General features: G+C 43.0%; 1 pseudogene. It reads right to left on the reverse strand.

Features of this window, described 5'->3' with window-relative positions:
• A pseudogene (locus H5180_RS23390) lies at window positions 1-249 on the reverse strand (IS110 family transposase); the annotation flags it as partial.

Consider the following 249-nt stretch of genomic DNA (forward strand, 5'->3'; position numbering starts at 1 on the left):
AATTTAGCGAGCTTAAGGGCATCACGTTTATCGGTTTTAATCTTCTCGCCTGGTTTTTTAGGAATAAGAGACGGGGCAACCACATAACAGCAATGGCCAAGGCTTGTGATTAATCTGTAAATCCAATAACCACAAGGGCCTGCTTCATAAACAAAGTGTAGCGTTGCGCCAGGGTATTTAGATTCAAACTGACGAACAAGCTTTTGAACGGCAATTTTGGAAGACGAAACTCGACCAAGGTGAACAGGT

The sequence above is a fragment of the Pseudoalteromonas sp. SR41-4 genome (assembly GCF_014163985.1).
GTDB lineage: Bacteria > Pseudomonadota > Gammaproteobacteria > Enterobacterales > Alteromonadaceae > Pseudoalteromonas > Pseudoalteromonas rhizosphaerae.